The organism is Paenibacillus sp. FSL R5-0486 (genome assembly GCF_037975155.1).
GTDB classification, from domain to species: domain Bacteria; phylum Bacillota; class Bacilli; order Paenibacillales; family Paenibacillaceae; genus Paenibacillus; species Paenibacillus amylolyticus.
The window spans coordinates 3,096,003-3,122,851 of sequence record NZ_CP150237.1 but is presented as its reverse complement, the minus strand read 5'-3'; the positions used below and the strand labels follow the sequence as shown (position 1 = coordinate 3,122,851).

General features: G+C 44.6%; 16 protein-coding genes and 1 other annotated feature. Of the genes, 3 read left to right on the top strand and 13 right to left on the bottom strand.

Annotated elements, in window-relative coordinates; genetic code table 11:
• Positions 1-28: 28 nt before the first annotated feature.
• Both MKY01_RS14015 and MKY01_RS14010 read right to left on the bottom strand, forming a co-directional pair.
• A complete protein-coding gene (locus tag MKY01_RS14015; RefSeq protein WP_127545788.1) occupies positions 29-3,283 on the bottom strand; it encodes a cytochrome P450 in 3,255 nt (1,084 codons plus the stop codon).
• A 299-nt stretch (positions 3,284-3,582) separates the two neighbouring features.
• Positions 3,583-4,503: an NAD(P)/FAD-dependent oxidoreductase gene (locus MKY01_RS14010; RefSeq protein ID WP_339287165.1), complete on the bottom strand. Its 921-nt coding sequence runs from the start codon at positions 4,501-4,503 to the stop codon at positions 3,583-3,585.
• A gap of 463 nt (positions 4,504-4,966) precedes the next feature.
• Between MKY01_RS14010 and cyoE the strand changes: the two genes are divergently transcribed.
• A complete protein-coding gene (gene cyoE / locus MKY01_RS14005) occupies positions 4,967-5,896 on the top strand; it encodes a heme o synthase (protein ID WP_036608378.1) in 930 nt (309 codons plus the stop codon).
• A gap of 115 nt (positions 5,897-6,011) precedes the next feature.
• Here cyoE and MKY01_RS14000 read toward each other — a convergent pair whose 3' ends face one another.
• The 3 genes from MKY01_RS14000 to MKY01_RS13990 form a co-directional block, all read right to left on the bottom strand.
• Positions 6,012-7,781 (bottom strand): ABC transporter ATP-binding protein, encoded by a 1,770-nt coding sequence (locus MKY01_RS14000; RefSeq protein WP_127545785.1) that lies wholly within the window; start codon positions 7,779-7,781, stop codon positions 6,012-6,014.
• Complete coding sequence (locus MKY01_RS13995) at positions 7,778-9,523, bottom strand: ABC transporter ATP-binding protein (protein WP_339286704.1); 1,746 nt, start codon at positions 9,521-9,523, stop codon at positions 7,778-7,780. The genes MKY01_RS14000 and MKY01_RS13995 overlap by 4 nt, the downstream gene beginning before the upstream one ends.
• A 602-nt stretch (positions 9,524-10,125) precedes the next feature.
• A complete protein-coding gene (locus MKY01_RS13990) occupies positions 10,126-11,361 on the bottom strand; it encodes an MFS transporter (RefSeq protein WP_127545778.1) in 1,236 nt (411 codons plus the stop codon).
• Positions 11,362-11,690: 329 nt separating this feature from the next.
• Between MKY01_RS13990 and MKY01_RS13985 the strand changes: the two genes are divergently transcribed.
• Positions 11,691-13,457, top strand: coding sequence for an ABC transporter substrate-binding protein (locus MKY01_RS13985; protein WP_339286702.1), 1,767 nt, complete (start codon positions 11,691-11,693; stop codon positions 13,455-13,457).
• Between the two features lie 128 nt (positions 13,458-13,585).
• Here the strand turns inward: MKY01_RS13985 and MKY01_RS13980 are convergent, their stop codons facing one another.
• The 5 genes from MKY01_RS13980 to MKY01_RS13960 form a co-directional block, all read right to left on the bottom strand.
• The gene (locus MKY01_RS13980; RefSeq protein ID WP_339286700.1) at positions 13,586-16,213 is read right to left on the bottom strand and encodes a PAS domain S-box protein; all 2,628 of its coding nucleotides are present in this window, start codon (positions 16,211-16,213) and stop codon (positions 13,586-13,588) included.
• Positions 16,214-16,481: 268 nt separating this feature from the next.
• Positions 16,482-18,863, bottom strand: coding sequence for a polyprenyl synthetase family protein (locus tag MKY01_RS13975; RefSeq protein WP_339286698.1), 2,382 nt, complete (start codon positions 18,861-18,863; stop codon positions 16,482-16,484).
• Between the two features lie 187 nt (positions 18,864-19,050).
• The gene (locus MKY01_RS13970) at positions 19,051-19,848 is read right to left on the bottom strand and encodes a sulfite exporter TauE/SafE family protein (RefSeq protein ID WP_339286696.1); all 798 of its coding nucleotides are present in this window, start codon (positions 19,846-19,848) and stop codon (positions 19,051-19,053) included.
• Positions 19,849-20,343: 495 nt separating this feature from the next.
• The gene (locus MKY01_RS13965) at positions 20,344-21,099 is read right to left on the bottom strand and encodes an SDR family NAD(P)-dependent oxidoreductase (RefSeq protein ID WP_339286694.1); all 756 of its coding nucleotides are present in this window, start codon (positions 21,097-21,099) and stop codon (positions 20,344-20,346) included.
• Between the two features lie 324 nt (positions 21,100-21,423).
• Entirely contained in the window at positions 21,424-21,894 is a 471-nt protein-coding gene (locus MKY01_RS13960) for a DUF6376 family protein (RefSeq protein WP_127545763.1), read from the bottom strand.
• 141 nt (positions 21,895-22,035) lie between these two features.
• On the opposite strand from MKY01_RS13960, the gene MKY01_RS13955 reads away from it, so the two are divergent.
• A complete protein-coding gene (locus MKY01_RS13955) occupies positions 22,036-23,004 on the top strand; it encodes a bile acid:sodium symporter family protein (protein ID WP_047842786.1) in 969 nt (322 codons plus the stop codon).
• A 218-nt stretch (positions 23,005-23,222) separates the two neighbouring features.
• Here the strand turns inward: MKY01_RS13955 and asd are convergent, their stop codons facing one another.
• The 3 genes from asd to galU all read right to left on the bottom strand — a co-directional run bounded on the left by asd (position 23,223) and on the right by galU (position 26,813).
• Positions 23,223-24,308, bottom strand: coding sequence for an aspartate-semialdehyde dehydrogenase (gene asd / locus MKY01_RS13950; RefSeq protein WP_017688716.1), 1,086 nt, complete (start codon positions 24,306-24,308; stop codon positions 23,223-23,225).
• Between the two features lie 171 nt (positions 24,309-24,479).
• Positions 24,480-24,757, bottom strand: a binding site (T-box leader).
• A gap of 188 nt (positions 24,758-24,945) precedes the next feature.
• Complete coding sequence (locus MKY01_RS13945; protein WP_339286691.1) at positions 24,946-25,791, bottom strand: class I SAM-dependent methyltransferase; 846 nt, start codon at positions 25,789-25,791, stop codon at positions 24,946-24,948.
• Positions 25,792-25,940: 149 nt separating this feature from the next.
• Positions 25,941-26,813 (bottom strand): UTP--glucose-1-phosphate uridylyltransferase GalU, encoded by an 873-nt coding sequence (galU, locus tag MKY01_RS13940; RefSeq protein ID WP_339286689.1) that lies wholly within the window; start codon positions 26,811-26,813, stop codon positions 25,941-25,943.
• Between the last annotated feature and the right edge of the window lie 36 nt (positions 26,814-26,849).

Genomic DNA, 26,849 nt, shown 5'->3' with positions numbered 1-26,849 from the left:
ATTAGTAGATATTGGAGTCATCTCCGTCTTAATGTACCTCCTCATGCACAGTTTTAGGAGTTTCACCTGTTCGTTTATTACCTGCCCACACGTCTTGCACGTAGCGTCCTTCGGCCTGAAGCTGAATGAGCCAGTCCTTCGCTTGCTGCACCGTTGCTCCCTGCACCTTCTGATACGCTTGTTGCAAAGTCTCTTCTACCGCAGGGGCCATCTGGCTTCCATCCCCGCATACGTAGAGTTTTCCTTTGCTCATCAGCATGTGAATCAACTGTTCGGAATTCTCCTTCATCAGATGCTGTACATACGTTTTGGGCTTGCCATCCGCACGAGAAAAAGCAGTGTGTAGTTTAACGATCCCTTCTCGCTCGTATTGTTCAAGCTCTTGACGATATATGAAATCTGAATCATTCCTGCAACCAAAGAACAAATGCGCATCACTCAGTGGCAAACCTCTCTGTTTCATGACCGCTCTCGCCTGAAGGAAACCTCTGAACGGCGCAACACCCGTCCCCGGTCCCACCATGATCATGGGTACGTCAGCCTCTTTCGGCAAACAAAATTCGGATTCCGGCGTACGTACAAACATCAGAATACGTTCTCCGGATGGACAACCGGCAAGGTACGATGAAGCAACTCCCAGATATTCGCCCTTACCACTCCATGCAGGTTCTCTTACTACCGATACGGTTATACTCGCTTGCTCGAAATTCAGGCTTGGCGAGCTGGATATTGAATAATATCTGGGCTTAAGCGGAGGCAATAGTTCAAGGAACCTTTCGAATGGCAGCTCACACGCCTCATACTTTTCTAGCAGGTCCAACATGGTGATACGATTGGCAAGAATATCATCCCTGTAGCTGTTTTCGTCCAACATACCTTCCAGTTCACGCTTATGAGGTGGACATACCGTATGATTAGCTAACTCCTGCAACTGTGTTCTGGAGACTGGTGTCTGCAATTCCACACAATAAGCGAGCAACTCATGAATCTTGACGGGTCTGTTCAGTGGTAGGTGTGTAAGATGGCTGACGTCCGAAGTTAATTGGATCGGAGTATCCCCACGTAGTCCGAACCGACTGAGTATCCGATCCACATTCTGCTTCTGATTACTAGGCAACACGCCGAGATGGTCACCTTCTCTATAACTCATGCCTTCAGGCAATAACACTTCGATGTGACGTGTGCTTCTTCCACTTCCCAGCGCCTGAAGCTCTTTATTAACTACAACCGTGGCATAGCTGGCATCATAAGTTCGTGCAAGTGGCCTATCCGTTTTCTCGCGGACAAACTCCATTTGAAGTCTGCTGGCGCTTGGCTTGGAGGATTTGATTGCTTCCTCGCTAATCCCCAAGACACTCAACACCTGTGGCCACAACATCTGCTGCCACGCCTCGACTTGTTTCTCCATATCACCTCCAGCATCGGCTTCTCCACGGGATAACAGTCTTTTACCTCCCAATTCTTCAAGCCTCTCATCTATTAATCGAGGAATGCTCTGGTACGTCCCGGACCAACTCCGATCTCCACAGCCCAGAACGGTATAATTTACATCCCTTGCTTCCTCTGACTCTGCTCCCTTTAACCATTCTACAAATGCCGTAGCATTTTGCGGAGGTTTTCCGTTATACGAAGCAGTGACGATGAGAACGACACCTTGGCGGGGAATGCGGCCAACCCACTCATTCAGAGGGGCTGCTTCACTTGGGATTCCATAAGAATGGCCTTTCTCCGCAAGCTCTCGGGCAATGCCTTCTGCCGTTCCCAGATTGGAACCATATAACACCAGGAGCGATGGGTTACCGTCTGCTTCAACGGACAACATTTCTCTCGTCTGGCTATCACTTGCTACATTTTTATGAACAACAGGAGCAGGTTTCTCTTTCGCAGATACCGTCGACTTATTCCTTGTTTGCGAAGCCACGCGGGCTTTCACCTGAATCCGGAAGTCTCCCGGCTTCAATGTCAGCGTCTGTTTAACATCCAACTCATAGTTGCTATAATCGATCAGTTCAAAATGTTTAAGGACCATGCCAAGCACAAGTGTTGCTTCATATAAAGCAAACTGCATCCCGATACACGCTCTCTCCCCATTACCAAAAGGTTTATACGCATGATGAGGCACTTTCGCCGTATCTTCAAATCGCTCTGGACGGAAAAGCTCTGCATCCTCTCCCCATGCCTCTCTGTCACGGTGTAGCTGGGGCAGGAGAATACTGCAACTTTCGCCTTTCTTCAAGGGGTATTTGCCACCTATGACGGTGTCTTCTTTCGCATATACGTCAAATCCCGGAGCGGTTGGCCAGAGACGTAACGATTCACTGAGAATCATGCGAATGTATGGAAGCTGAAGAATTTCCTCGTACTGCGGTGAGTCACTGACCAATATCTGATCCACCTCGTCATACGCCTTTTGAAGCGATTCCGGATTTTTCAGTAGAAAGTAAAGAGCAAAAGATAATAGACCACTCGTGGTTTCATGTCCGGCAATGAGAAACGTAATAATCTGATAACGGATGTTCTCATCATCCAACATTTCGCCAGTCTCCGGATCTTTGCCATTCAACATACGTGCGAGCAAGTCGACCTCTTCGGGTGCTGAACTCGCTTTACGTTCCTCTATAATCTGATCTACCAGAGAGAACATCGTCTGAATATCCGCTTGGAACTGTCGTTTGGTTTTCACCATAAGCAGATTCTGAATTTTCAAACGTGAGCTCTTTTGCATAGCTTCATTTAATGCCCGAACCATGCTTTCAATAAAAGGACTGTGATCCTGTCTGTAAAAACTGTTAAATCGATAATTGAATCCACATAGTCCAATGGTATCCAACGTAAGGCGTGTCATATCGTCCGCAACATCAATCGTATCGTTGGAATTGAGGCGTGCCCATTTGTTGATCAACTGTTCGGCAATATCAACCATCATCGGATGATAACCTTTCATGGCCTGTTTGCTGAAGGTGGGAAGCAGAATGTTGTGGGCCTTTTTCCAATTGGGCTCCGATGTTCTGCTTGTAAATAAACCATCGCCTCCAAAGGCACGTACATTTTCGAGTTCATTGTATACATATTTGTCAAACCGGGACACATCGCACAACTCAGCGACAAGATCTGGTCCAGATACGATTAAACCGGAATAACCGGGAACGGTAAGTCGATATATCGGTCCATGCTGTTCAGCCAGAACGCCTAGCGACAGCGTGGGTTTATCTTTATCAATTAAGGGCAGATTGCCAAGTGGCCCATACATTTTGGGCTGTGGAATGTAAGTTGCATCACTCATGATGATCACCTCTTATCTCTACGCCGTGGAGCAAGGTATTCGTTAGCCATATGATGGCTGCTCTGCTTTCATTCATAAGTGATCTCTCCTTTGAAGATTATATAAATGATAGTAATATGTATCATTTGATAATACAATAAACCATAATTGATTTAATATCAAATTTTCTTCCGGCTGAATTACTTTTAATTGAACCGTTCAACGTTTAAATTGAATAACAACAAATAGAGGAATGCATATGCAATCCCCTACTGTATGAACCAATGACGTTATGATTCTATGACGCTTTTTAATGTATTCTAATGATGTCTTGACTCATCCCACTTCTCGAAATTCAATTCATTATTAATGCTTACCGCAGACAATGCCCCCAGAGACGCAGCCGTGATTGCCTGATATATCTCGGATGCTACATCACCAGCACTGTATACACCCGCTACAGATGTTTTGCCTGAAGCATCAACTATAACCGTTCCTGATTCTGTAATTTCACAACCGATGGCCTTTGGCAGTTCTGATCCGGTAAACAGTTTCGGTTGGAAGAAAACTCCTGTGCAAGGAATCGCTGTACCGTCATTTAGTACAACTTGCTGTACCATCCCTTCTTCAGAATTAATGGATTGAATCGGTGCATCGAATACAGTAACATGATGCTGCTTCAGCTCTTCACGGTGCTCATCGGTTAAGGAATCTGATCCATTCGTACAGATCGTATAACGTTCTGTCCAGCCGGATATGACTTTTGCCATATGTAATGCGTTAACTCCACTAACGATGATGACCAGCGCTTGGTCTCTTAACTCCCATCCATCACAATATGGACACACAAACGCACTTTTACCGTAAACTTCTGTTAATCCGTTAATATCCAAGGGAAGGTCTTTCTTGCCTACCGCAAACAAAATCTTTTTCGTGCGATAACTTGCCCCCTGAGTAGTCTTAACTACAAAATCACCATCGCTACCTGTTATCGCAGTTGCCGTATCGGATGCAAATTGAACTGAGGGATACGCTGCAATCTGATCTTTGGCAGCTTTCCGGAATTCACGTGGACTTGCCCCATCTCTTGTCACAAACCCATGAGTCTCCCTTGTAACCCAGTTACGCGGTGTCTCATCATCAATGACCACAACGTTCTTGCGGGCCCTGCCAAGTACTAGAGCTGCATTAAGCCCCGCTGGTCCTCCACCAATAATAAGTACATCCAAGAGTTGATTCATATTACTCATACTATACACCCTTTCCAGACATTTAATATCTCTAATTAAGTTTTAAAAATAACCTCCGCTTTCTCTTAAGAAAGTAATATCGGAGATTTACAAGAACACATTTTAAACAAGACTATTAAAGATATCTTATATCTACAATAAACAAAACCTAACCATTTTGCAACATATATCTTTAACTACCTTCTTCAATCCAGCCTGTGTGAGTTGAATAAAAGATTATTTACACTTACACTACAATGACAGAACAAACTTTGGATCACTGTTATACTCGGATTTTTGATTTCTCTCCTGTAACACAGAAATAATTATTTAACAATTAAAAACAACCTTGTTTTTAAATTGTTCACAATCAAATGACATTATTTTAAATACTAAAACGTTAATTAAATCACATAGTGTATTGAATGGTATAATAGCGACATAATATACAAGTATAGATATAGGAAGTGAGTTCTTGAAAACATTGAACAATGGTTCACAGACCAATATCAGCCTGGAGTATAGCTCGATTCCGAAAGTATTCTTCGATACGATCAAAATCGGAATCATCAAGTCCAACCTGATCGCCATGTTTGCGGGTTTAAGTTTGGCTTTATATGTATTTGATGCTTCAATCTTAGCTAATATTGTACCAATCATCCTTTCCTTTATTGGATCTTCTCTCATTATTGGAGCTGCAGGGGTGTTTAACAACTTGTATGATCGTGATATTGATGCGATCATGGAACGTACGAAGAAACGTCCTACCGTTACGGGACGCGTAGATACCAAGTCGGGTCTAATTCTCGGTATTGCAATCACCATCATCGGGGGCATCATGTTGTACATCGCTTCCCCATCCGCTGCTGTATTTGGTATTTTGGGTCTGTTGCTTTACGTGTTCCCTTACACGATGTGGACCAAACGTACAACGATCTACAACACGGAAGTGGGAAGTCTTTCGGGTGCTGTGCCTCCACTCATCGGTTGGGCAGCCATTTCACCGGAACTGGGTCATTTTGAGATCTGGGCATTGGTCGTTACGATGCTCTTATGGCAAATGCCTCACTTCTACGGGATTGCGATTCGTCGTTTTGACGAATACAAAGCTGCTGGTGTTCCCATGCTACCCGTTGTTAAAGGCATCAGACGGACATACATTCAGACAAATGTGTATCTGGTACTGTTACTGATCTCCAGCTTTTTATTCTGGCCGATGAGTCCATTTGTCGCTATTGTGGCATTTCTGGTTAGCTTGGCTTGGCTCATTCTCAGTGTGGCTACCTTTGACAAGAAAGAAACAGAGAAATGGTCCAAACGGATGTTTATCTTCTCCATTAACCATATCACTATTATCTTCCTGGTCATCATTGCGTATTCCTTGATTGCTCAGATGATGAGATAAAAATATTCCATCTTTCCACTCGTTATAACGATAAAAAGCCTTACAGACTGTCCTCTTTCAAGGAGCGTCTGTAAGGCTTTTTTGTTTTTTTATTATCTTTTCTAAATTTTCAAAGCTATCCAACTTTGGCGGGGGTTTGTTCCCCTTGCCACAGCAGCTGCATCTCTTCATTGGTGGCAAGCAATTCGGCCAAACTTCCCTCGGCTTCAATGCGTCCATCTTTCATCACGATAATGTGATCTGCTTTGGAAAGTGCTGCCCTGCGGTGAGAAACTGCGATGCAGGTGACATCCGGCTCTTGGAACAGCCCTTCCCATACTTGTTGTTCTGTCTCCACATCCAGTGCACTGGACAGGTCATCAAAGATAAACAGGTCCGCCTCCGTCATTAACATGCGTCCTGTGGCCGCGCGCTGAATCTGCCCGCCTGACAGCATCACCCCTCTGGGACCAACCGGGGTCTCAAGCCCCTGATCCAGATGTTTGATATCCTTCTCCATCACAGCCAGACGAATGGCTTTTTCAAGGGCTTGCTCGGTGTTACCCTGTTTGCCCTGGACGATATTTTCTTTCAACGTATCACTGAACAATCTTGGCACTTGAGGGGTATACGCGGCTCTAGGCGGCATCAGGAATGTGGCTGGATCAACAGCCGCTCCATTCCAGTGAATGTCCCCTTTTTGTTTGGGTAACAGTCCAAGAAGTGTTCGTACAAGCGTTGATTTACCTGATCCGATCCGTCCCGTAATCACAAGAAATTGTCCGCGTTTCAGACGAAAACTGATCTCTTCTATGCCATTTTCAGAATTCGGATATTGATAAGTCAGCTTATTCACCTCAAGAGATTGCAACTTCTCCTTAGGGTCCCTCTGTTCACTTACAAGTTCCGGCGGATCTTCATACAGATAGATTTCCCTCGAATCCATGATCTGGTCTTCTTCCCCTGGGCGGAATAGCTTACGCATACGATCATAGGATACCTTGAGCCTTTTGTGCTGAAACACCATATAACCAAACAGTGAAATGCTAAATCCGATATTGGCCAGATAACTGGTGAATAAGGCAAAATCACCTACGGTAAAATTCCCTGCTTTCATCTCAGCTGCACACATCAGTAGAATCAATCCGGTACAGATACTTAGAACATGCTGATTCATCGATCTCATCCACTGCTTGAACAGATTGTCTCGAAGTGCAGCCTGGCGACGATCTTCATTCAACTGGTTGAAACGTGAAGAGACATTCTCTTCGGCCTGACCCAGTTTCAGGGCTTGCACTGCTCCAAACGTTTCCGCAATAAAACTGGTAATTCGCCCAGTCGCTTCACGATTAACCTGTGCATACTTCCGAGCCCGATTTCCGGACAGGTTGTTAAGTAAGGTAACGACCACCAATGGCAGCACGGCAACCAATGTGATCTGCCAATTAATGTTCGCCATAATGACGATGGACACAACAGCAAATACGAGCCGTCCCCAGAAGTCCACCCATGATTCTACATACTCGACGACTTCATCGACATCATCCCGAAAGCGACTCATCGCCTCCCCTGGTGAAGCCGGAAGATTACGCCCAGGCCAGCGCATGATCGCTGCGAGCATGTTGGTTCGTAAAATCGCCTGAACATGATACAGATACGTAACCCATGCATAGAAGGCTACAAAAAATGTGCCCACCCGTGCCATTCGGACCAAAGCAATAAAGATAAGCGGCACAGCAAGCCACATGTAGTCATTGGAGCCCACTGTTGTGCGATCAAAAAACCATTGCATTCCAATACCAATGGCTAGCGGCAAGGAATGAAATATACACCATAACATTCCGTTGATTACAAATAACAAAGGCCTGAATCGAAACAAACGGCCTATAAATCCTGCTACAGTCATGCCAATTCCTCCTCTCTGCCTGTAATCAGCAGTCTGGCATAGTGAGATGCAGGGTTACTGGCAAGTTCTTCTCTCGCTCCAAACTCCAGTACCTTCCCATCACCGAGCACCATAATCCGGTCAACTTTCTCCAGCGTAGCCAGTCGGTGAGCAATAATCACTCCTGTGGATTGTTTCATTAACTGGTCAATTGCAGATTGCAACATACCTTCGGTCGCAGCATCTAGACGCGATGAAGGCTCATCCAGAATAACCAGACTCGGTTCGGTCAGGAATACGCGGGTTAAGGCAAATAACTGTGCTTCCCCTGCCGACAATGAAGCTCCGCCTGCAGCCAAATACGTATTAAGTCCTTCTGGTTGTGAATTAATCCATTGGCTAAGTCCAAGGCGATCCGTCGTCTCCTTGATCATCTGATCCGATACATCTCCATTGAACAGGGTCAGGTTATCACGCAGTGTGCCATCAAACAACTGCACATCCTGTGTCACCATTCCCACCCTGCGATAGAGCGCTTGTAATGAAAGCTTTGTGATATCCGTTCCACCCACACGGATCGTACCCCGATCCAGATTGTACAGCCGGAGAAGAACACGACTAAGACTCGATTTACCGCTACCTGTGCGACCGATGATTCCTAGACGTTCACCAGGCTTAATGGCAAAAGTAATGTCCTGCAATACCGGTTTATCCTGGTTATAACTGAAGTGCACCTGACTGAATTCCAGACCAAGAGGTCCTTCCGGCAATTGCTCCTCTGTGCCCTCTTCAATCTCACTCTGCATGGACAACAGCTCTCTGGAGCGCAACATGCCTGATTTTGCTTTTTGGAACTCCTGCACCTGATCTCCAAGCATCTCAATCGGATCATTCAGCATCTGCGTATATTGGTAGATCAGAAATAATGTTCCGATACTAATTAGACCTTCCATATAATAATGCACACCCAGCAAAAGCACCGCAGTGACCGCCAGTGCGAACAGAACTACTGTGGTATTCCACGGAATAACCCGTAGCAGCCAGGCTTTTCTCCCCTTACGGAATACCGTGCGCATCGTGCGGTAAAAGCGGTTCATCACATAAGGCACATGACCATTTGCTTGCACATCTTCAATCCCGGCAATGCGTTCTTCAATTAATCCGAACAGAGAGGCACTTGCCGCACGTTCATTTTTGGAAGAGTCCACGCCTAGATTTCGGATAAAGACCATGAAAAGGATCGATAATAATGTGAACACGGTCATCACCAAAGCAATGGGCACATTAACACTGAACATGAATCCGAGAATTCCGGCCAGCAGCACAAAACTCCCGATCACTTGCACAATGAACATTGCGAAAAAATTGGAGATACTCGTTACGTCACCATCCACACGTTCAATCATCTCTCCAGGTGTTTTCACATTATGAAAACGCATATCAAGACGCAGGCAGTGCTTCAGCAGATCTCCGCGCAGTTGATTCGTGGCCCGCCAGGCCACGTCGTTCCCCAAATAACTGACCGCTACCGTGATGAGTTGATTAAACACGGCAACAACCAGAAATATTCCTGCGAGCTGAACAAGATTGGTGAGGACTCCCCCACTTGCTGCTGTATCAATAAATCGTTTAATAATCTGTGGATTCAAAAGCTGAAGCCCCGTTGATGTGAGCAACATGATTAAAAGTAAGGCCAGCCGTCCTTTAACGGGTTTTAGATAACGCAGCAGCCATGACATGGAGATTTTCTCTGTTTTGGGCACAGGTCCCACCTCTTTATCGGTTTATTTAATTGTTCTTGGCTATTCATATTTGTTGATGATCTTAACGACAGCAAATTTGCGATCACTAGGATGAGTCATACATAATGACATTAAAATCGGGATTTCCCGCCCATAATTGATATGTAGAACATATGTTGACCATTGTACATTCTCCTTTTTAACAAGTTAGTTTTTATAAAATAACGCTCCAAACGCTCCTTTCCATGTGAACAAATTGGGTGGAATGCATGCCAAAAAGCCATAGATGAACTAATGTTCATCTACAGCTTGTAGCCAAAAGAGATCGAATGAAATGCAAAGCATTTCCCGTATCTCCTCTGCATCGCAATAATGATGAGCGTCCACGACAGAGGTGCACAAACATGACTGTCCCAACGCGATCATTGCAAAAAAATTGGATTAATGTCACTATGCTCATGCGTATTCAGTTATCGATTCGAAATCTGTATAGGCATAAACATAATCATCATCCCACCCGTTTCACATATTTGTTGTTTATTGTATTCGCTGGACTAACATCCGTCAAGATAATTTTAACTGAATTGTTATTTAATTCATGCCATTAAACTTTTCAATTCTCGCTACATACTTAATGATGTAGGCTCTGTTTGTTTTTCTCTAACAACAAGACGTCTGTGTGCTATCAGAAGAAAAGGTACTCCCAGGGCAGTCGTCAGTGCAATCGGTAGAAAAACAGCGAGCCCATTCTCCGCTCCAAATTGACTTAGCAACACCCCTCCCATGACAGGAGCAATGACACTACCGATATTATTGAATCCGATGGTACCGAAATACGTCCCTTTCCATTCCGGCTTCGCAATCCGGTCAATGAGCATATCCATCATGGTGAACAACAACACTTCCCCAATGGTAAATAGTATGACACTCATCATCATCATGAGCACACCTTCAGCGATTCCAACCATCATCAGACTGGTTGCCACCAGCAAGTTACCCACAATCAGAGGAACAAGCGGTGGGAAGTTTCGGAAGGTTCTCACAAGAGGATACTGAATAATCAGTACCGTCACGGCATTCAGGGATAGCATGTACGAGAACATCTGACTTCCATTTTCAAAGATCGGGCTCCTCGCCAAGTACTGTGCCAACGTAGAACTAAAGTGCCCGTAACCCAGAACACAAAATGTGGTACCGATTAATACTGGCAGAAACACCCGGTCGCGACCGGTGGTTATGAGTGCTTCACGCAAACGTGGTGCGGTTGCCTGATGACGCTCTGGCAGATTGGCATGTTGCAGCTTGAATTGGAGAAATAATACAAGTCCATAGGCTATGTATATCAAGCCGGAAATCACAAATGGGAACGTTGATTCAGATGATCCCAGCTGAAATCCGATAATTGGCCCAAAGACCACACCAAGATTAACTGCAGCATATCTGAGGTTGAACACCAGCAATTTGTTCTCCGGAGAAGTAATATCCGATAACAGCGCTCTGGAGGTGGGCTCAAATACTGCGCGGCATAATCCGTTTAACGTATTGGCAACAAAGAACACCCATAGATGCTCTGCTGCTGAAAAAATAAAAAACACACCTGCCCAGCTAAATACTGAGATTAACATCACGATTTTGCGCCCGATCCGGTCCGAAATATAACCTCCATAAAAGCTGACCATTACACCTGCCAGCGAGCTAACCGCCACAGTAATACCGGTCTGGGTCGGTGTAGCATCTAACACACGTGTCAGATAGATGGATAGAAACGGGATACTCATGGACGTCACAAGACGTCCAAACATGGTTCCGATAATGATCGTCCATGCCAAGGGGTGAATCTGCCTTAAATATTGCTTCATGCGAACTTCTCCTATTCTTTCTAAGTGCTTCAAAAGCGAACTTTTTGAACAACCTCTACTAATTCGTGTTCAAAAAGTTCGGTTTTCAGTACCGAGAAGATGGGATTAAGCTAGAAATGGAGTAGCGGAGCGTAGGGAAAACTACGTGAGCAACGGACATTTCGGCTGAATTCCATATTCGATGCTGATGATGTCTTTAGGCATCTTTCGTAATCAAAAGCGGACTTTTTGAACTACATCTTCTAATGTATAATTGTAAGGATAAAAGGGGGAAGTAAAAGTGTAAACATATGATCACACTTTTCACCTTTAATAGAGGAGTCATGAACATGGATACCCTGCATACACACTTTATAAGGCTCGCCGGGGCCGAACAACTTTCATTCAAACTTCATGAACCTGTAGCGGTAACGATCGATAGCCTGTCCGCTGCCTTGTGCTGCACCCCCCGCAATGTGAAATTCATTCTCAGAAAATTGGAGGAACAAGGCTTTATCCATTGGCAGCCTGGGCGTGGTCGTGGACATCATTCGGAGTTAACGATGCTGCGTAGCATGAATGAAGCGTTGGAAGCGAGTTTTACCGAACTTCTGGCTAAAGGCAAAATGAAAGATGCCATTGAACTCATCGGAACCGTTCAGATGGATGATACATTGCGAGAACAGCTCATGCTCTCCCTTCATCAACAGATGGGGTTTCACGGCCACGATGAAACTGCCTCTGGTCAGGATATCCTGCGCATCATGAGGTCACGCCAGTTAGGTGATTTGGACCCAGCCTTTGTTTATACTGCATTTGAAACCTACCTATTAAGCCAGGTCTGTAATACATTGATCACTTATGACGCCAAGACAGAATCATTCCTGCCAGCACTGGCGCACATGTGGGAGTGTAGCGAGGACCATCGCTTATGGACCTTCTATCTTCGGAAAGGTGTACGTTTCCACAACGGACGTATCATGACGTCCCGGGATGTTCAAGCGACGTTGCAACGATTGATTGATGTACATAGTCCCTCCATCTGGTTATATCGGGATATCGAACGTGCGGAAGTAGCTGGTGATTACTGTATCAAGTTTGTTCTACATCGTCCTAATCGGTTTTTCTTGCATCTGTTCAGTTGTATTCGGATGACAATCCTGCCCTACGATTACAATGTAGCCAATACATTGGTAGGTACCGGTCCTTTTCAGATCTCTGAGCTGAATGAAGATGTGCTGGAGCTTGCCGCTTTTGATGCGTACTACGGCATCCGGCCACATCTGGATCAAGTGCATTTCTGGTTTGTGCCTGACCTGAGTCCAAATGATCGCTATTATGAGCTACCGGGTACAGATCGATTAAGTCTGGCAACAGGGTGTGATCAGACGAACAGCATCAATTATCCGGCGCTGGGTTGTCAATATATGCTGTTCAATTTTCACAAGGAAGGCATCCATCATCATCCCTTATTTCGACAAGCCCTGCGTATCGTCTATGATTCGGTCGCGCTTGTCAGAGATCTCGGCGGGAATCGGATCACACCGGCCAGCAGCTTCCTTCCTTGGAAAAGTGCAACCCAAGACTGGACCGCTTCCTCTCTTGAGCATGCTCGTGAATTACTGCATAACTGTGGGTACCAAGGTGAGACGATAACATTATCATATAAGCATAATAAAGATGCAGACGTTGCGGAGTGGTTTCAGTGTCGGGCAGCGTCCATCGGTCTGAACATCAGCATGCAGGCTGTTGTGGATTACTTCAACTCAGAGGAAACCACAAACGCACAATTGATCCTCGCTGAAGAGATACTGGAGGAAGATTGGCAGTACGGCATGATTCATTTTTTCAAAAACCTGTCCAACCATTTTCATATGTGTATGTCTCCTGCATTCCAGTCTCTATTGGATGACAAACTGGATCATTTTGCAAAGCTTCATCGGGCAGACCGTACTGCGCTCCTGGATGAAGCTGAAGCCTTGCTACGTGATCACTGCTGGATCTTGCATGGCTGTCACATGAACAAGCAGGCTGAACTGGATCAGAGCATCTTCGGCATGCAGATCGCAGAATTCGGATATATGGACATCTCCAAATTGTGGATCAAAAATCCTTAGAGATTTGTCCTTAGTCGCATCTGTGGGATGCAGGATGGAGGACAAAATCATGGAACAGCAAAAAAAAGTTGCTAGCCTATTTACAATAAGCTAGCAGCTTTTTGCTCATGAATCCATTTTTAGCGTGCTCAGAGATTATTTTTGATGTAATAGGTCTCCAATGCTTGCATAATGGACTCGATTTTGATCGGTTTGCTGACATACGCATCCATGCCTGCCTTCAAGCAGTTTTCCATGTCTCCTCTTACGGCATTTGCAGTTACCGCAATAATGAATGGACAACTCTCGGGGGGCAAAGCATTTTTAATCGCTTTTGTCGCTTCAAATCCATTAAGCCTTGGCATATGCACATCCATGAAGACAATATCATATGAAGTGTGTTTGACCGCCTCGACTGCCTCAACACCGTCCGCCACGTGATCCACGAAGTGCCCTTTTTTCTCAACGATCCTGCTAAGGACGAGTTGATTCACCTCATTGTCTTCTGCAATTAAAATCCGCAAGGCTGATGTTCTGCTCTTCTTCTGCTGTTGATCCAACCTGTTACTCTCTTCACCGTTATTTAATTTAAATTGGGCGGTAAATATAAAGATTGTACCCGGATCATCCGATTCCTCGATCCAGATCTCACCCTGCATAAGCTCCACCAGTTTCTTGCTAATGGCAAGGCCAAGACCGGTACCTTGAGGTTTGCGGGTCATAAAATTCTCCAGTTGGTAGAAAGGTTCAAATAACTGTTGTTTCCTCTCAGCCGGAATGCCAATGCCCGAATCTTTTACCTGAAAATAAAGCTGCACGTTATTGCCGCACTGCTCCTTAACTCCCACTTTAACTTCCACGCCGCCTTCTGAAGTGAATTTGACCGCGTTGCCGATGATATTGGTAAGTACCTGTTTAAGACGATAAGCATCACCATACACCGGAGTTGGAATGACATCTTCTACGCACATGCGAACATCCAGCTTCTTTTCACGAGCCAGCGGTTTTACGATTTGCACCGTCTCGGTCACGATCTCTACGAGATCAAAAGGATCTTCTACCAGATCGGTTTTGCCTGATTCGATTTTGGAAAAATCAAGAATATCATTAATGATGGCCAGCAAGGAATCTCCACTCTTCTGGATGATTTCGATGTATTCCTTTTGTTCCCCGCTAAGTCCAGGAGTATCCAAAAGCAAATCCGTCATCCCAATTACACCGTTCATAGGTGTACGGATTTCATGACTCATCATCGCCAAAAATTCACTTTTGGCCTTATTCATTCTCTCCGCTGTCTCTTTGGCTACCAGCAGTTTTTTCTGCTCCGTAATATCCTTCGCAATCAGGTAAAACCCGACATTGGATGTATTAATAATAATTGGAGCAAGCGTAGCCAAGACTTCTGTCTCAGATCCATCCGTGTGCCGAACAGCGTTGATCTCCTTTTCAGCCATCTCATAGTTACTGCCCAGAATCAGACCCAGATTACCGGCTCCGATAAATCTGCTTATGCTTGTACCGATCATTTCAGCCACGGGACAACCCGTCATTTTCACCGCTACTGGATTTGCATTCATAATATTACCATCCATGTTAAACGAGATAATGGCGTCATGATTGTATTTCTTAAGCGAAGTGTATCGCTCGACAGATTCCTGCAATTTAAATTCGATGCGTTTGCGTTCAGTGATATCCTGTAGTGTTCCGTTCAGCTGAACTGGCTGACCATGCTCATCAAGCGTAATTAATCCACGCAAGTGAAGATACTTCTCATTCCCATCAGAGCTGATGTGTTTGTATTCAAAATCGAGCGGTTCACCCTGTTTTACCCCTGCAATATGTTTTTGTAAAGAGGTTATATCTTCAGCATCCATAACATTAAAAACATCACTTATCCGATATGGTTTGCAGGTGCGTTCAAGTTCAAAAATCTCAAAGATCTGATCTGAAAATGTAATATGGTCTAAGACCATATCCCATTCCCAACTACCGATCAAGGCGATACGTTCAGCCTCTGCACTGATATCCTTTTGTTTTTTTCGCTCTGATATATCTCGTCCAATTGTAAAAATCTGCTGTTCATGCTCCGCATCACCAAAGACCTTGTATGTGGTTTCAAACCAAAGATAATGCCCGTCTTTATGGCGGACTCTAATATTCAACAGATTACCTTTAGTCAAATCCATCTGTGAGATCCGTTCCAGATCTTGTGGGTGAAAGGAAGCATTATTGTTTTGGCCAATGACTTCTTCCGGGGAATAACCTAATATTTGTTGGACTGACGGTGAGCAGAACCGACAAACTCCCTCTGAATCGGCAATATAGATGATCTCCTGAGCATGATCCGTAATAAGTTTGAACATTTCTTCACGATGGAGGAGTTTTTGTTCAGACAGTTTACGATTGGAAATATCAACAATATGGCAAACGGAATAAAGCGGTTCATCCGTAATTTCGCTTCGAACCAAGGAAACATGTATTGAACACCATAAGATGTCACCATTTTTATTAATGTAACGTTTTTCGTATTGATTTTCTTTTGATTTACCTTCAAATAGCTCATAACTACAGATCATATCTTGTGAGGAATCATCCGGATCTGTAATATCCTGATACGTGAGATCCATTAATTCATCACTTGTATAACCTAGCATACAACAAAAAGCAGGGTTCACTTTCATCCATTGCCCTGTTGGAGCAACGAGTGCAATCCCAATAGGCGCTTGGTTATAGATTTGCTCGAACAATTCGTGATGATCGACCTTTTGAACCTGCATTGTAAGTTCTCCTTTTGGCATAGACTCCATGTAAAGTTTGTCGAAATCTAAAATTTTTACTGATATAAGATGTTCTATAAGAATTAGTCAGTTTTAAAACAACAGTACCTGCTTAATACCCAGAATTTCAACCGTTGAAACAAATCTTTTTAAGAGATTTGTGTCTTTAAACCAAACAAGGCCCGGAATCCATCCACATGGAATCCCGAACTTTGTCATTATATATCATTATGAGTCATAGGCAACACGGAATCATTAGAAAAATGGGTTAGCGCTCGCGACCAATAAGATAATCCAATAAATGTCTCAAAAATGGAATAGGTTTCGGCATCTCGTTCAATGCATCTGTAGCAAGACAATAATGCTCCCACATCGCTTTCTTCGCGCCTTCATCACCCAGAATAGACACAAAGGTTGAATTGTTGTTCCGCACATCCTGACCTGCAGGTTTCCCAAGAATAAGGTAATTTCCCTCGAAATCCAGCAAGTCGTCCTTGATCTGGAAGGCGATCCCCGCATGATAAGCGAACTTTTTCAGCGCAGCCATCTCCGGTTCCTTCACTTGGGCAAGTATCGCTGGCATGACCAGGGCAGCTTCGAAGGCAATGCCAGTTTTGTAAAAACAGATCATGTTCAACTGCTCCAGCGTCAATGCCTTGCCTTTGGAATTCAGATCCATGGCCTGCCCCATACACATATCCTCTGCTTTTTCAGCCGAATACTGGATGAGTCTGAGTACGGTCGCCGCATCAAAACGATTCAATGAGGATTGCTCTCCAATCGCCTTCTGAATGAGAAACAGACCCGTAAGCTCTGCTGTGGCACTATTGTGTACATGGTGCAGCGTGGAACGTCCACGTCTTGTCGAAGCATTATCCTGCGTAGGCAGATCATCAAAGATCAGGGAAGCGGTATGCATGTACTCCAATGATCTTAGCAGCGGAACGATGGATGATTCATGAAGACCATACTCGCGCACGCCCATAACCCAAGTTAATATCGGACGTAGCCTTTTTCCGTCTCCCTGCAAGCTGTAATTGGCCGCATCGATCAGCGTTTCTTTCATCTCATGAAGGCCACCGGGCTTCGCAATCTGCAACTCCACATTAATCTGTTCGCGAACCGTTCGAATGGTCTGTTTGAACTCCTCTTTTTCCTGCTTGTCATTTTTCAATTGAAGCACAACCTGATCTCGTAACAATTTATCAAGGAAATCAACGTCATCTGCTTTTCGCACCATCTGTTGAACCAGTTGATTGAATTCAGGCTGCTCAGAGGCAAAGATCGTCATCACTTCATCATATTTTTGCTGCCCCAACCGTTCTTTACAACGCTTCAGACCGTTAATGGCACGATCCAGTATGACCTCGCGGGTCTTGGCGTCCGAGTTATATACATCATGGATTAGATGAGAGATGACTGCCCAATACAATTCATATGGATTGATCAAGTCGGGACGCAAATCTCGATACTTCAAATAGTACGTATATGGAGTTACTGCCCCTTCTTCCATATCGTCAAACATATCGGCAAAATCATCAGCCAACTGATTATATATCCCGTAATAGAACGTCCGCAGATCAAATCCTTCATCCACCGGTGCACTGAGAACAGACCGGACGATTAATCGGGAAGAAGAGGATTTGATAATAATCGGAATGTACAATTCTTCATTGCTGTAATTCGCATTGGCTAATTTCTTGTTGCGATCGATCTCCTGAGACTGAAAGAACACATAGGATTGCTCTAAAAACGTGCGCTGTTTCTCTGGATGCTGGTAGTTCTTGATGTACTCAAATGCTTCCCGAAGCTCGGAATGTACATATTCAATTACTTCAAGATTGCTGCCTTTCCACTCTCCCAGATCAGGTACGACCCCGGTAAGAAGTGCATCACGTATCATCAGGGAATATTGTTCTTTTTCCTGAACAGTCAATGCTTGAGAATCCAGCAGATCATCCACAAATGGATACGTCAAACCATACGAATAACCAAGTCGGATCGCCGCATCAAATCTCCGGGCACGTTCTTCAGGTGGTGTCTGCTCGTTCATCTCATCGTCCACATGAAGGACAACGCCGAGAATGATCTTGATGAGCTTCCGTTGCGCCTGCTCTGCATCCAGCTCCTTCGGGATGTTGGATGCTACATTCTTTAATTTGTTCATCACCCAGATGACAGCCGTTTCAATGTGCTCCTTCTGTCCCCACCGGTACAACGCAGCCAGACTGATATAATCAGGCTGTCCTTTTCGCCCAGTAGCTGAGTCCATAAAGTATTTTTTAGTATTCTGGACAACGTTCTGAATTCGGGCCTGCGTACCCGGAGAATCAAGGGCTTGCCCCAGATCCCGCATATAAATATAGGAGATACTCCGATCCAGGTAATCATCCAGCTTTCCTGTCGTATTCAGCCAGTGGATATATCTATGAACATCCCGGGGATCCGGTTTTCTTTTGCTAGGTGATAAAAGAGAAAGCCAGGCAAAACGATGAATATGTTTCCTTTGCCATACATGAATATCTTGGGTAAGTGCTGTTGTATACGTATTATCCATAAGTTGCTGCCTAAGAGAAGTAAAATACTGAGATGCTTTCTGCTCAGCTAGCCGATATCCTGCATCAGCCTGTTCTGTAAGTACGTTATTCATAGGGTGGATACCTCAAATTCTATTAATGTTAAACATGTATCCATGAAAGGAGATGAGGTGCTCCATGGACGAAAACTGAACTCATTTGATCGTGTATCCAACGCTTCAGCTCATGTTCATAACCTTTATACGGCGATCCAACCGTTTGGTTACGAAATCGTCATTGTTCATTCCCATATACGTGATTTTACAGAATGGATGACCAGACTTTAACCGCTGTGATGGCGATAAGTACGATTAATGCATATCGAAGTACCCTCACATTAATCATCGAACTAACCCGTGAACCAAGGGATGCCCCGAGCAGACTGCCGATCACCGTATAGATGATGGGTTCTATCGGAATTTCTCCACCCGTAATTTTCCCTATAACGCCGCCGATTGCGGAGATAAATACAATCGCCAGTGAAGAAGCAATCGTCGTTCGTACGGGGATGTTGAGAATCGTCAGCATGATAGGAATAAGGATAAAGGCACCACCCGCGCCAACAATTCCTGATACAATGCCTACTGCAAAAGCAGTGCCTGCTGCAATCCACCGGTTAAACACCAGTGGAGCTGAGGTATCAAGCTTTCCCTTTCCGGGAATCAGCATAAGCACAATCGCCATGATCGCCAGAATGCCATAGATCAGATTAATAACCCTTCCGTCCAGATGACCGGATATGAATCCGCCGATCAGACTGCCAGCAAGAATGCTGGAGCCCATGTATAGCACCAAACCTCGGTGAACGATCGCCCCACCGCTTCTACCCGTTTTTACTTTTCTGCGGAATGCAATCACACCAGCAAGTGAAGCGAAAAACACTTGAAACATACTGATCGACGATACCTGATGTGCTGAGAACGGCTCCAATCCCACCCAGGATGGAACATATAACAGTAGCGGATAATTGATAATGGCCCCACCAATACCCAACAAACCGGAGAAGAATGAACCGACCAGACCCAGTATAAACATGATGACAAAAAGCAGAAGATCCATCGGTTATGCGCTTCCTTTCGTGCTATATAAATCTCATTTCGATATCACTCAAAAGTGCTATACACAGCGAAAATTATCCGTTATAATAAAAACCAAGTAAATTAATCCGAAATGAGTGATTAAGCATGTTTAACGTGTTGAAGACTCTTTTTGAAAATAAATGTCCACAGTGCAACGAAAAATTACAAGTTCATAACGATGCGTTATGCTCGACCAAAACCTGTTCTCAATGTCATTACAAAGAAGAGAGTTATGGCTCTCTCGGAGTTCGAATTGTATATGACACACCACAAAATGATAAAAAGATACAACCTTGCTAATTGTATCACGATCTCTGAAATTTCGGGATGATTCGACAAACTTATTTCCATCTCATATGCCACGATTACTTTATAATGAAAATACAAAAACGGTGCAAAACGAATAAATCGTTCTGCACCGTTTTTTTCTGTTTTTCTTTTTTTGAGATGAGTTGTCTTAATTATAAAAGGGTTCTTATTTAGTTTTGAAGCTGAGGAATCCATCATCTACGGCTACGGTTGTACCATTAACTGCACTGGCTGCATCACTGAACAGGAATGTAACCACACTGGCTACTTTCTCGGGTTGAATGAGCTCTCCACGCATATGTTGAGTAGCAAGCGCATCCTTCATGGCTTGGTCATCACCCAGAATCGGTGTTTCGATAAAGCCAGGTGCTACACCAACTACACGAATTCCATGCTCAGCTAGTTCCAATGCACCGGATTTGGACATCATAACAACCGCAGCCTTGGCTGCGTTGTAGTTGAAGCTGCCTACTGCAGCAACACTTCCATAGATCGAAGCTGTATTTACAATGGTACCCTGTACGTTCAATTCAACCATTTTTTTCGCGCCATAATACATACCATAATATACACTGTGCTGATCTACATCAATGACTCTGTGATAGGATTCCGGGTCCATCTCCAGAAATGGCTTCACAAGTCCAATGCCTGCGTTATTGAAAATACCGCTTAACGTACCATATTGCTCTACGGTCCAGTCGATCAGGGCTTTGATCTCGTCCCCTTTGGATACATCCACTTTGTACGCGCCCGCTGTTCCGCCTGCTACTTCAATCTCTGCCGCAAGCTTCTTCGCTCCGTCTTCATTATAGTCAGCGACAACAATAGTCGCTCCTTGATCCGAAAGTTGAAGTGCTGTCTCTTTACCAATACCACTTGCTCCACCTGTAATAATGATTACTTTTCCATTGTGTTGAGTCATGACTCTGTTCTCCTTTGGCAAAATATATTTAGGTGTAGTTCTAGACTTATAGTAAGTAACTATATTTTATTAACTTATATACTTATCATACGCCTCTGTCCCAACCTTGTCAAACCATAGATCATCTTCACATAAATAAGAGATAAATGTCATATACATCTCCTATTTACATGATATAGTCTAGCTCCTGTGATATTAAATATGCATCCGTTTTCGGAAAATAAAAAAGCGAGCATAACGGTAATTCAATCATTCCGATATCTCGCCCTTCTCAAGTATTCGATTCCAAACTGGATTGTCTTAATGCGGTAAGATCAATTTAACTTATTCACCCTGAAGTCCGCTAAGCGGATCTTTCAAATTATTGATGTTCGTGATCAGTTCAGGAATGCCTGTCTTCTCCCAATTCTCTGCCGTAAAACCTTGCTCTGCAATTGTATTCTCGAAATTGTCTACAACTTCTGTTAATTGAGTATTGTAACTGACCAGATTTTCATGAATACTCTCTCCTATTGCAGGAGCAGTCAACTGAGAAAATTCACTTGCCTCTGCTTGGATCAGATCGATTTTCTCCTGAATCTGCGTTGTTATCTCCGGATTATTCACCGCACCCGATGCAAGCTCTTGCAGATCAGCCCCGGCGTTTGATACCTGTTCTATATAATCAGTAGCCCCACTCACATAATTTAAACTTTGATTAGCTTGTTCCACGACAGAACAGGCCGAAATCAGCAGAATACTTGATGCAATAAGGCCTGTCATCATTAATGTGTGCTTTCTTTTTCTTATGAACATGATCATCTCCCCTTCTCCTAATCGGAATCCTTGTTCAAAGTCCATGATACCTGTTCAGACTGCTTCTTTGCAAATGGGTCTGCAGCCAACGTTATTAAGATGTATAATGGTAAAATCACACGGTAAAGGGATGTCATGATTATGCTTCAAGCCTTGAACCAACGCTTGAACCGCATCATGCCACTGATTACCCCAATCAGCATTATTATTGGCGTGTTATGCGGGAGTTTTCTTTCTTCTTATACCTTTTTATCCCCTTGGCTTTTTGCGTTCATGACGTTCGCTGGAAGTATCAGTCTTGGGATACGGGATTTTGTGAACGTGCTGAAAAAGCCGTTCCCCCTGTTTGTATGTCTGTTTATTTTGCATTTGGCGATGCCTCTAATTGCTCTTGGTATGGGTCATCTGGTTTTCCCTACAGATGCGTACACCATAACGGGCCTTGTTCTGGCAGCCGTGATTCCGACAGGAATAAGTAGCTTCATCTGGGTCAGCATCTATCGGGGCAATATCGCACTTACGCTATCCATCATCCTGATTGATACCATGCTTGCTCCTTTTGTAGTGCCCGGGGTGTTATCCCTGTTAATCGGAACCAGTGTCACACTGGACACAGCAGCCATGATGAGCAGTCTGTTCTGGATGATTGTTGTACCATCCCTGCTCGGTATGCTGCTGAATGAGTGGACCAAAGGCGCCATTGTCCCGGTCTGGGGACCAAGGTTGAATCCGTTATCCAAATTGTTCATGGCATCTGTCGTTGCGATTAACGGATCTGTCGTTGCGCCCTACTTGGCTGATTTCAACTGGAAGTTGGCTGGTCTTGCGGTCATCATTATTTTCCTGGCATCATTCGGTTATGCGCTAAGTTACTTCATCGCCCGATTGCTAGGCTGGAACGAGGCCGATCAGGTCGCTCTGGTGTTCAATGGAGGTATGCGTAATATCAGCGCAGGTGCAGTACTCGCTGTTTCTTATTTTCCGCCACCTGTTGCTGTCCCCGTCGTGCTTGGCATGGTATTTCAACAGATGCTCGCTTCCCTGACAGGTTATCTGCTCGGTCGTCGATCGCAGCTTCTGCATAAGTCGGATAAGACATCTGCGGCCTAACAAAATATTGGATGATTAAAAAACGCCGACAATCATGTCGGCGTTTTTCGTCACTATAACCCTCTACTGTAATTTCTGCCGTAGTCTCTGTAATTACTTTAATCTAATCCTACCCATTATACGCTCCCTGCCCACAATAGAAAAAAACCATCAACGAGTGATGGTTTTCATCTGTTCATTCTTTTCAGAAATCTGTTGTTGCTTATAATGCCTTATGCTTATTTCGGTTGAATATATCCTTCAGCTTTAAGCAGTTCTGCGATCAGAACCGCACCACCTGCCGCTCCGCGGAGCGTGTTGTGGGACAATCCAACGAATTTGTAATCATAGAGTGAATCTTCGCGCAGTCGGCCTGTGGAGACACCCATTCCGCGTTCGATGTCACGATCCAGTTTTGTCTGTGGTCTGTTCTCTTCTTCAAAATACGTAATGAACTGTTTTGGTGCACTTGGGAGAGCCAGTTCCTGCGGACGGCCTTTGAACTGCAACCAACGTTCCAGAATTTCGTCTTTGCTTGGTTTTTTCTCGAAGTTTACAAACACGGTCGCCAGATGTCCATCCGTTACTGGAACACGAATACATTGTGTTGTAATTAATGGAGCCGATGCTTTGACGATCTCATTATTTTCGATGCTACCCCAGATACGCAGTGGTTCCTGCTCACTCTTCTCTTCTTCGCCACCGATGTATGGAATGACATTATCAAGCATATCTGGCCAGTCCGTAAAGTTTTTACCTGCTCCGGAGATTGCTTGATACGTGGAAGCAACAACCTGAGTCGGGTTGAACTCACGCAAGGCGTGCAGTGCAGGCACATAGCTCTGAATCGAGCAGTTTGGTTTTACAGCAATGAATCCGGTTTTTGTGCCCAGACGTTTGCGTTGAGCTTCAATCACGTCCAGATGTCCCGGGTTAATCTCAGGGATTACCATTGGTACATCTGCTGTCCAGCGGTGAGCGGAGTTGTTGGACACGACAGGTGTGCCTGTTCTAGCGTAAGCCTCTTCGAGCGCTTGAATTTCATTCTTTTTCATATCAACCGCGCAGAAAATAAAATCAACCTGGCTGGCAAAAGCCTCAACCTGGGAAGCATCCTGAACAACGATTTTCTTCACAGCTTCCGGAATAGGAACTGCGAGTTTCCATCTACCTTGTACGGATTCTTCATATGTTTTACCTGCCGAATTGGCGCTTGCAGAAATAGCTGTTACTTCAAACCATGGATGTTGATCAAGCAGGTCCACAAAACGCTGACCCACCATTCCTGTTCCTCCGACGATACCAACTTTCAATTTTGCTGACATTCAATCATCATTTCCTTTCGGTTTAAGTGATTCTTCTCTTCAAATCAATTTCACAACTCACCAAAAACGTATTATGAAATTGACTTCCTAAATTAACACTATTCAGGCAATTCCAAAGCGTGTAGTCACAGCCCCGGAAAAACCAAAAAATCCCATCCCCAAGACAATAGTCTCAGGGACGAGATTGAACTCTCGTGGTACCACCCAGATTCGCCAATATGTCACCATATCCGCCTCTTCAAGTAAAGGTTTACAACCATCTTGCTAGCTGTAGACCGTTCATACTCTAGCTCTGTAACAGGAGCTCCTGTCACACCATCCCTTAAATGCTAAGTTCCGATGTGCTGCTCTGAGTCTTTATTCAATAAAAAGTTCTTTACTCCTTTTCAGCTACCGGAGCTCTCTTTGAAAGAATGATTTTTATCTACTCGTCTCTTCGTCGCATTTGATATTGCGATTATAATATCAAAATTACTGTGATGAAGTAAACACATTTTTTTAGATCATGGAATTTATATGTTCCCAGCGGAGCTGAACCATTAATTATCGCAAGAAAAACTTCAGCTAAACGGTCTGTCTTCTGTGAAAAGTACGTGATGGACTTTTTTCTTATAATATACTGCAAATAGCTATTTCTTTACTGCTTTTTGGCAACCATCGCATACGTTCCCAGTGGGCTCCCGGGCCCCGAGACATGATGTGTCTTAAGTAATTTCAGTTCGGAAAGAAGAAGTGTTTTTACTTTGTCCGGGATTGGAAGCATTTGCAGTTCCACAGGCGCTTCTGCCAGTGTCATTTCGGTTTCCCAGCGACCGTCCTGCAGCTCGGGAGAATGGATCGAAGTCTCTTCCTTAATCGTCCAGCCTGCCGCAGAGACAAGCTCTTGGATATCCTCCGGTGTAAAAAGCGTGCGCACATTGGAGAAGCTGTTCTCCTTGTAACATTCGACCTGGGACTGAATCAGAACGGATAACCAATGTGAGAGCTGGCTCACATCTGTAACTCGGGCATCCCATTCTGCAAAACATAACTTATGTCCCCACGTCCTAACCTTGCTAAGAATCTCAGCGAGTTCGTCAAACGATTTCAAGTACCAAGAACAATGGGAAAGTACAATAACATCAAACTCATTCTCGGTGAATTGAACCTGATCACTTAAAATGTCAAAATCATAATCCATTCGAATTCGATCACCCAGTGGAGATCTCCGCAGCTTGGCTGCCGCTTCGCCTACGGTCAGCGGTGTACCATAATCCTCTGGTGCAATATCTACACCATGAACGTACCCGTTCTCCCCCACCAGATGTGCAAGCACGGCCGTTGTATCTCCCTGACCACACCCGATTTCCAGAACCCGGCTGCCTTCCTGTATCCCCCAAAAGAGTCCCAGTTTCATCCGATGCTCGGTCTGAATGTACTGAATGGCGGCGTTGTCCTCCACGTCCATATACTTAATAAGGTCCCTGATGATAGATTCATTCATGATTCCTCACTCCTCAAAGAGCAACTCGAACTTCTTGCTAATTGTAGCGTTACTGGAATAATTGTACAACACTGGAGTCTATGACAGAACCATGGCACGGAGGAGAACTCGTCCTTTAGCAGATCTAAACCTCTGCTACATATCAATTCCTATGCCAACTGAGTTGCAAGCTTCTGAAGATAGGGTGTCAGCATGGGCTGTAATTCCTTGCGCAACAGTCCGATCTCCAAGATCGCCTGAATATATCCGAATTGATCGCCTATATCGTAGCGACGCCCCTCCAGTTCAAGGGCCAACAGTTCCTCCACCTGACTTACTTCTTTCAAGGCATCCGTTAACTGATATTCCCCTCCAGCACCTCTCTCGATCTGATCCAGAATGGGAAAGATGGAAGGTTTCAGAATGTATCGTCCCATTACAGCTGTACGGGATGGCGCTTCTGCAAGAGAAGGTTTTTCGACCAGATTGGTGACTCGGTGAACCCGGTCCTTTGCACCATTTGAATCAATAATGCCATATTTGCTCACATTTGCCGCGTCTACCTGACGGACACCGATGATCTGGTTGCCTGTCTTTTCATAGAGATGAACCATCTGTGCAAGTGCAGGCGGATCAGACACCATTATGTCATCTCCCAGCAGTACAGCGAAGGCATCATCCCCTACAAATTGCCGTGCACACCCAATGGCATGCCCCAGACCCAGTGGTTCCTTTTGACGAATAAAATGAATATTTGCCATCTCGCTGATGGCCTGCACCTCTTCCAGTAAAGACTGTTTGCCCTTGGCATATAAAGAGTGTTCAAGTTCAACCGATTTATCAAAATGGTCCTCTATGGATTTTTTGTTGCGTCCAGTCACAATGAGGATATTCTCAATTCCTGATTGCACTGCTTCTTCAACAATGTATTGGATGGCCGGTTTGTCTACAATCGGTAACATCTCTTTGGGCTGTGCTTTGGTCGCTGGCAGGAAACGGGTTCCGAGACCCGCTGCCGGAATAACTGCTTTTTTAATTCGCATATCATCATAGACTCCTTTCATTTGCTTCTTATAACC